The 6370-nt window shown below is 69.3% G+C and carries 6 protein-coding genes; 3 read left to right on the top strand and 3 right to left on the bottom strand.

The window, feature by feature from the left end; translation table 11 throughout:
- Window positions 1-1286: benzaldehyde dehydrogenase (locus D588_RS0111035; RefSeq protein WP_017916017.1), on the top strand; the 1286-nt coding region annotated here is incomplete at its 5' end.
- Between the two features lie 303 nt (window positions 1287-1589).
- Here D588_RS0111035 and D588_RS0111030 read toward each other — a convergent pair.
- The gene (locus D588_RS0111030; RefSeq protein ID WP_017916016.1) at window positions 1590-2489 is read right to left on the bottom strand and encodes a helix-turn-helix domain-containing protein; all 900 of its coding nucleotides are present in this window, start codon (window positions 2487-2489) and stop codon (window positions 1590-1592) included.
- 93 nt (window positions 2490-2582) lie between these two features.
- Here D588_RS0111030 and pobA point away from each other — a divergent pair, with 93 nt between their 5' ends.
- Entirely contained in the window at window positions 2583-3761 is a 1179-nt protein-coding gene (gene pobA, locus D588_RS0111025) for a 4-hydroxybenzoate 3-monooxygenase (protein WP_017916015.1), read from the top strand.
- A 475-nt stretch (window positions 3762-4236) separates the two neighbouring features.
- Window positions 4237-4725: a nuclear transport factor 2 family protein gene (locus tag D588_RS0111020; RefSeq protein WP_017911713.1), complete on the top strand. Its 489-nt coding sequence runs from the start codon at window positions 4237-4239 to the stop codon at window positions 4723-4725.
- Window positions 4726-4812: 87 nt separating this feature from the next.
- Here D588_RS0111020 and D588_RS0111015 read toward each other — a convergent pair whose 3' ends face one another.
- Together D588_RS0111015 and D588_RS0111010 are read right to left on the bottom strand one after the other, a co-directional pair.
- Complete coding sequence (locus tag D588_RS0111015; RefSeq protein WP_017916014.1) at window positions 4813-5796, bottom strand: PDR/VanB family oxidoreductase; 984 nt, start codon at window positions 5794-5796, stop codon at window positions 4813-4815.
- A gap of 50 nt (window positions 5797-5846) precedes the next feature.
- The coding region (locus D588_RS0111010; RefSeq protein ID WP_017916013.1) for an FCD domain-containing protein at window positions 5847-6370 on the bottom strand (524 nt) is incomplete at its 5' end.

Genomic DNA, 6370 nt, shown 5'->3' with positions numbered 1-6370 from the left:
TGCAGCGCGCCTGGGCGGCCACGCCGCCGCGCGAGCGCGCGGCCGTGTTCCATCGTGCCGCGCAGGTATTGCAGCAGCATGCGGCCGCGGCCGCGGCGCTGATCGCCCGCGAGACCGGCGGCATCCTGCCCAAGGGCGAGCACGAGGTGCGCGAGGCGATCGTGCTGCTGCAGCAGGCCGCGGCGATGCCGCTGCAGGCGCAGGGCCAGGTGCTGCCGACCGCGCCGGGCCGACTGAGCCTGGCGCGACGCCTGCCGTTGGGCGTGGTCGGGGTGATCTCGCCGTTCAATTTCCCGCTGGTGCTGTCGTTGCGTTCGGTGGCGCCGGCGCTGGCGGTGGGCAATGCGGTGGTGCTCAAGCCCGATCCGCGCACGCCGTACGCTGGCGGTTTCGTCATCGCCGAGGTGCTGCAGCAGGCCGGCCTGCCGAAGGGCCTGCTGCACGTGCTGCCAGGCGGTGCGGATGCTGGCCAGGCGCTGGTCGAAGCGCCGGGCGTGCCGATGATCGCGTTCACCGGTTCCACCGCCGCCGGCCGCCGCATCGGCGAACTGGCCGGCAAGCACCTGAAGAAGACCGCGCTGGAACTGGGCGGCAAGAACTCGTTGATCGTGCTCGAGGATGCCGACCTGGACAAGGCGGTATCGGCGATCGCCTTCGGCGCGTACTTCCACCAGGGCCAGATCTGCATGGCCACCGGCCGCGTGCTGGTCCAGCGCAGTATCGCCGCCGAACTGACCCGGCGCCTGGCCGAGAAGGCGCGGCATCTGCCGGTCGGCGACCCGGCGACCGCACACGTCGCGCTTGGCCCCATCATCGACCAGCGCCAGCTGCAGCACGTCAAGGATGTGGTGGATGCCTCGGTGGCTGCGGGCGCCGTGGTCGAGGCCGGCGGCACCCACGAGGGCCTGTTCTATGCGGCCACGGTGTTGTCGAACGTGCAGCCGGGCATGCCGGCGTTCGAGGAGGAAGTGTTCGGCCCGGTCGCCAACGTCATCGCCTTCGACAGCGACGACGAGGCGGTGGCGCTGGCCAACCAGACCGAGTACGGCCTGTCGGCCGGCATCCTGTCGGCGTCGGTCGGTCGCGCGATGGCGCTGGGCGAACGCCTGCACACCGGCCTGCTGCACATCAACGACCAGACTGTGGCCGACGAAGTCACCAACCCGTTCGGCGGCACCGGCGCCTCCGGCAACGGCACCAGCATGGGCGGCCCGGCCGACTGGGGCCAGTACACGCACTGGCAGTGGGTGACGATCCAGGATAGCGCGCCGCAGTATCCGTTCTGAGGACAAGTCGCCGGGCGTCGATGTGGCGCCCGGTTGTGCTCGTGGATGCATTGATTGCGGGAGAGATGATTGTTCCATTGCGTGCGTGTTGAGCTACGCGCGGCCAATAGGGTCCTGGCACCGGCGCCGGCGCCGACACTGCATTGTGGGCGGGACTTCAGTCCCGACGCTTCTGCGGTGACTCGCCATTTCAGCCGCGACGAACGAAGCGGGACTGGTCGATCATCGATCACGCGTCGGGACTGAAGTCCCTCCCACAGTAAAGCGACCGCACCGCGATCTCCGTACTGGCTGCGGGTCGTGTCACCCTTGCGCGCGCTGCCGGAACTGGATCGGCGAACACCCCGCATGCCGGCGGAAGCAGCGGCTGAAATACGCCGCATCGGCATAGCCCAGGACTTCCGCGAGCTGCTGCACGGTCAAGGTGGTGTAGACCAGGCTGCGCCGCGCCTCGAGCATGATCCGGCGTTGCAACAGTTCCAGCGCCGAGGCGCCGGCCAGGCGCCGGCACAGCGCGTTGAGATGGCTGCGGCTCAGCCCGAGCCGGTCGGCATAGCGGGCCAGCGGCCAATGTTCCCGGTAATGCGCGTCGATCAGCGCGGTATAGGCGCGCACGTGGCGCGCGCCGCGGTCGGCATCGTGTGGATCGCGATGGGCATCCGCCAGCGCGCCGCGCGCCGCCCACAGCAAGGCCTGCGTGACCAGCGCCTGCAGCATCGGCTCGCGGCCGGGGCGGTGCTGTGTGTGTTCGGCGGCGATGGCGGCGAAGCAGGCGTCCAGCATCGCTTGCTGATCGCCGGCGGGCAGGCACAGCGGCCGCGCCAGCGCTTCGTCCAGATTCGGCCATTGCGCGGCCAGGCGCTGCCGCAGCGGCGCCGACACGGTCACGACATGGCCGCGCACGTTGCGCTGGAAACGGAAGCCGTGCACGCACAGCGGCGGCAACAGCAGCAGGCATGGCCCGCGCAGGCGCTGCTGCGTTCCGTCCAAGTGCAGGCCGGCACTGCCGCGTTGCAGATACAGCAGTTGCAGCAGATCGCCGTGGCGGTGCGGGCGGATGTGCCAGTCGTGCAGGCGGCTGCGCGCGGCGATGGATTCCCAGTGCAACAGGTCCGATGTCCCTCTGTCGCCGGTCTCGCCGTACAGGCGGAAGGCCGGGACCGTGGCGGGCGATGCGACAGCGGCGGAGGCAGTGCGGGGCATCGGCGAAAAGTACCGGAATCGGTCGCGATGATCCATGTCCTCGGCACGCCGTAACCGGAACACTGTGGGTCTGTCCCATCCTTCGGAGGACGTATGCGTACCCAGGTCGCCATCGTCGGCGCCGGCCCGGCCGGATTGCTGCTCGGGCAGTTGCTGCACGGCCACGGCATCGACACCGTCATCGTCGAGCGGCAGACGCCCGAGCATGTGTTGTCGCGAATCCGTGCCGGCGTGCTGGAGCAGGGCACCGCCGACCTGCTGTGCGCCGCCGGTGCCGGCGCGCGCATGCAGCGCGAAGGCATCGTCCACCATGGCTTCGAGCTGGCGCTGGAGCAGCGCCGCGAACGCATCGAACTGAGTGCGGCGACCGGTGGCCGTGCGGTCACCGTCTACGGCCAGACCGAAGTGACCCGCGACCTGATGGACGCACGCCGCGCCGCCGGCGCCGCCACCCTCTATTCCGTCGAGGATGTGCAGTTGCACGACATCGCCGGGCTGCAGCCGTGGCTGAGCTTCCTGCAGGATGGCGTCACGCAGCGCCTGGATTGCGACTACGTGGTCGGCTGCGACGGCTTCCACGGGGTCAGCCGCCGCGCGATCCCGGCCGAGGTGCTGCGTGTGTACGAACGGGTCTATCCGTTCGGCTGGCTGGGCGTGCTGGCCGACACCCCACCGGTGGCCGACGAACTGATCTATGCGCGCAACGCACGCGGCTTCGCGCTGTGCAGCATGCGCTCGCCTACCCGCACCCGTTACTACGTGCAGGTGCCGGCGGACGAGCGGGTTGAGGACTGGTCGGACGATCGCTTCTGGGTCGAACTGCGCCGGCGTCTGCCCGACGACGTGGCGCAGGCGCTGGTCACCGGTCCGTCGCTGGAGAAGAGCATCGCGCCGCTGCGCAGTTACGTCGCCGAACCGATGCAGTACGGCCGCCTGTTCCTGGCCGGCGATGCCGCGCACATCGTGCCGCCGACCGGCGCCAAGGGCCTGAACCTCGCTGCCGGCGACGTCGGCCTGCTCGCGCACCTGTTCGCGCAGGCGCAGCAGGAGCGCAGCGACGCGCCGCTACAGCGCTATTCGGAACTGGCCCTGCAGCGCGTGTGGAAGGCCGAGCGCTTTTCTTGGTGGATGACCACGATGCTGCATCGCTTCCCGGACGAGGACGCGTTCAGCCGGCGCCTGCACGATGCGGAACTGGACTACCTGCTCGGCAGTGCCGCCGGACGCGCTACCATTGCCGAGAACTACGCGGGATTGCCGTTGGCGGTTTAGGGCTGGGATGATCAGCCATTCGGCTGTTGGAAAGCCTGGGAATCGGGATTGGGGATTCGCTAAGGCGCGTCCCAATCTCTCTGCGCTCGTCGATCGTGCGCGTCTCCGCGTTCTTCCAATCCAGAATTACTGGCTCCCATTCTCGACAGAAGAGCCGTCGATCGTTGCGATCGATGACGGCGATCAAATGAGCCTATCGATGACGGTGTTGACCGTCCGTGCGTCGCTGCGCCATGCCCTGCATACGAACATTTAGGTACGTGGCGGCCGCGCCATTTCTGAGGTCGAGGTAACTGTGGCGATTCTCCCAGACCAGGAAAAAAGCCGGTAAATTCGCGTGCTTTTCGCGATTTCCCGCCTCGCGCAGGCACGGCGCGTTGCTACGCTGCAGCCGCGTCGGTGCCGACGTTGCCGCGCATCGCGGTAGCGCAGCGGCACTGCGCATTCCCCCTGTTCCCCCATCGGAGCGTCTTCCATGAAGATCCGTTTTCAGGCCTGTCTGCTGGCGCTGCTGCTTGCGCTCCCGGTCGCGTCCGCGTTCGCGCAGACCGCGGTCACCGCCAATCCCAACCACGCGCAGTTGCTGCACGGCGAGGACTGGCGCACCACCGCCAACAAGCGCCTGGTCTACGACTTCTGGCGCATCGTGTTCGAAGCCGGGCACACCGAATATGCGCCGATGTACATGGCCAAGGACTACATCCAGCACAACCCGAACGTGGCCAATGGCCGCGATGCGTTCCTGGCGTTCCTGACCTCCTTCGTCAAGCCGACGCCGATCCAGCCGCGGGTGCAGTTGCCGCTGGTGGCGATCCTGGCCGAGGGCGACTACGTGACCCTGGTGTCGGTGCGCACGCTGCCCGATCCCAAGGACGCCAGCAAGACCTACACCACCACCTGGTTCGACATGTTCCGTATCCAGAACGGCAAGATCCAGGAGCATTGGGACGCGGCGACCAAGTGAGGTCGCGTCGCGTGCGTTGATCACTGGCAAGCGCCGTCCACCCGCGTGGACGGCGCCTGCGCGCTGCGAGGGGAATGCGCGCAGGCGTCAGAACGCGTCGGCGCGGTAGCCGGTGTCGATGCTGACGCTGCCGCCGAGCGCGCGCGAGACGCAGGCGCACAGCTTGCGGTTGCTGTGGCGCTGTTCGTCGCTGAGGAACACGTCGCGGTGGTCCAGCGGGGCGGCCGCGTCCAGCACCTCGACCACGCACAGGCCGCATTCGCCGCGGCGGCAGTCGGCTATGACTTCCACGCCGGCCGCGCTCAGCGCGTCCAGCAGCGATTCGTTCTCGGCCACCTGCACGGTCTTGCCCAGCGCCGGCACCTGCACCACGAACGGCTGTGCTGGTGCGTTGCCGCTGTTGCCGAAGGTCTCGAAGTGCAGGCGCGCGCGGGCGCGGCCGTCGTCGCGCCAGCGTTGCCGCAGTTCGTCCAGCAGCGGCAGCGGGCCGCAGGCGTAGACGTCGGCATTGCGCGGCCATTGCGCGATCTGCGCGGCCAGCTCGAGCTGACCCAGATGCTCCGGGCAGAACAACTGCAGGCGCTCGCCCAGCAGGTCCTGCAGATGCTCCAGGTAGGCCATGCTGGCGCGGCTGCGGCCGGCGTAGAGCACCTGGAACGGGATGCGCCCGCGCGCCAGCCGTTGCGCCATACCCAGGATCGGGGTGATGCCGATGCCGCCGGCGACCAGCACGATGTGCTCGGCGGTCTCGTCCAGCGCGAAGTGGTTGTTGGGAGAGGAAATCTCCAGTTGATCGCCTGGCGCCAGCGTCCACATCGCGCGCGACCCGCCGCGGCTGCCTGGCACCGCGCGCACCGCGATGCGGTAGTGGCCGTCTGCGGCGGGTTCGCCGACCAGCGAGTAGGAGCGCTCGTGCCAGACCTCGCCGATGCGCACGCGCACGTCGAGGTGACTGCCCACGGTAAAGGAGCGGCTGGCGCGACCGGGATCGAGGACGATCTCGCGCACGTCCTGGCACGGCGTGGCGACGGCGACGACGCGGGCGGTGATCCACTGGGTGTCTTTGCGCATGGCGGGGTCCGGCAGGCGGGAGGGGGAGATCGGACGCGTGTGCGCCGCGATCAGGCGGGTGGGCGGCGCCGCAGCAGACGGCTGCCGGGGATCTGGCCCAGCGCGTTCTGGTCGTGCAGGGCGTGGTGGGCGTTGCGCTGCGCAAGCCGCGCGTGTTCGCGCATCAGCGCTTCGGCGCGCGCGCCCTCGCGGCGCACGATCGCGTCCAGCACCTGACGGTGCTGGTCCTGCGCGATCGACAGCACGGTGGCTGCCTGGCCGCGTTCGAGTACGAAGCTGCTCGGCGAGGCGAACGGCAACTGCGCGACGCGCGCGAACTCGCGCGAGAGCAGCGCACTGCCGGCCATCTCGAACAGCAAGGCGTGCCACTGCGCGTTGCAGTCCACATAGCGGGCGAAGGCCTCCTCGCTCAGCGGCCGCGCCGCCAGGACGGCGTCGATCTGCGCCAGCAACGCCTGCGCCCGCGCCAGCAAGGCCGGCTCGGCACCGCGCTCGGCCGCGCGGCGCGCGGCCAGCCCTTCCAGGGTGCCGCGCAGTTCGATGGCGTCGTCCACATCGGCCTCGTCGAACGCCT

Origin of the sequence: Xanthomonas sp. SHU 308 (assembly GCF_000364645.1) — a bacterium.
Classification (GTDB): Bacteria; Pseudomonadota; Gammaproteobacteria; order Xanthomonadales; family Xanthomonadaceae; genus Xanthomonas_A; species Xanthomonas_A sontii.
Note: the sequence above shows the minus strand (reverse complement) of the source record. Positions and strands in the feature narration are given on the sequence as shown.

What these genes read in the sequence shown, in the direction of transcription:
- D588_RS0111030 (WP_017916016.1), bottom strand. Translation starts at nt 2,489, where the DNA reads ATGCCCCGCACTGCCTCCGCCGCTGTCGCATCGCCCGCCACGGTCCCG.
- pobA (WP_017916015.1), top strand. Translation starts at nt 2,583, where the DNA reads ATGCGTACCCAGGTCGCCATCGTCGGCGCCGGCCCGGCCGGATTGCTG.
- D588_RS0111020 (WP_017911713.1), top strand. Translation starts at nt 4,237, where the DNA reads ATGAAGATCCGTTTTCAGGCCTGTCTGCTGGCGCTGCTGCTTGCGCTC.
- D588_RS0111015 (WP_017916014.1), bottom strand. Translation starts at nt 5,796, where the DNA reads ATGCGCAAAGACACCCAGTGGATCACCGCCCGCGTCGTCGCCGTCGCC.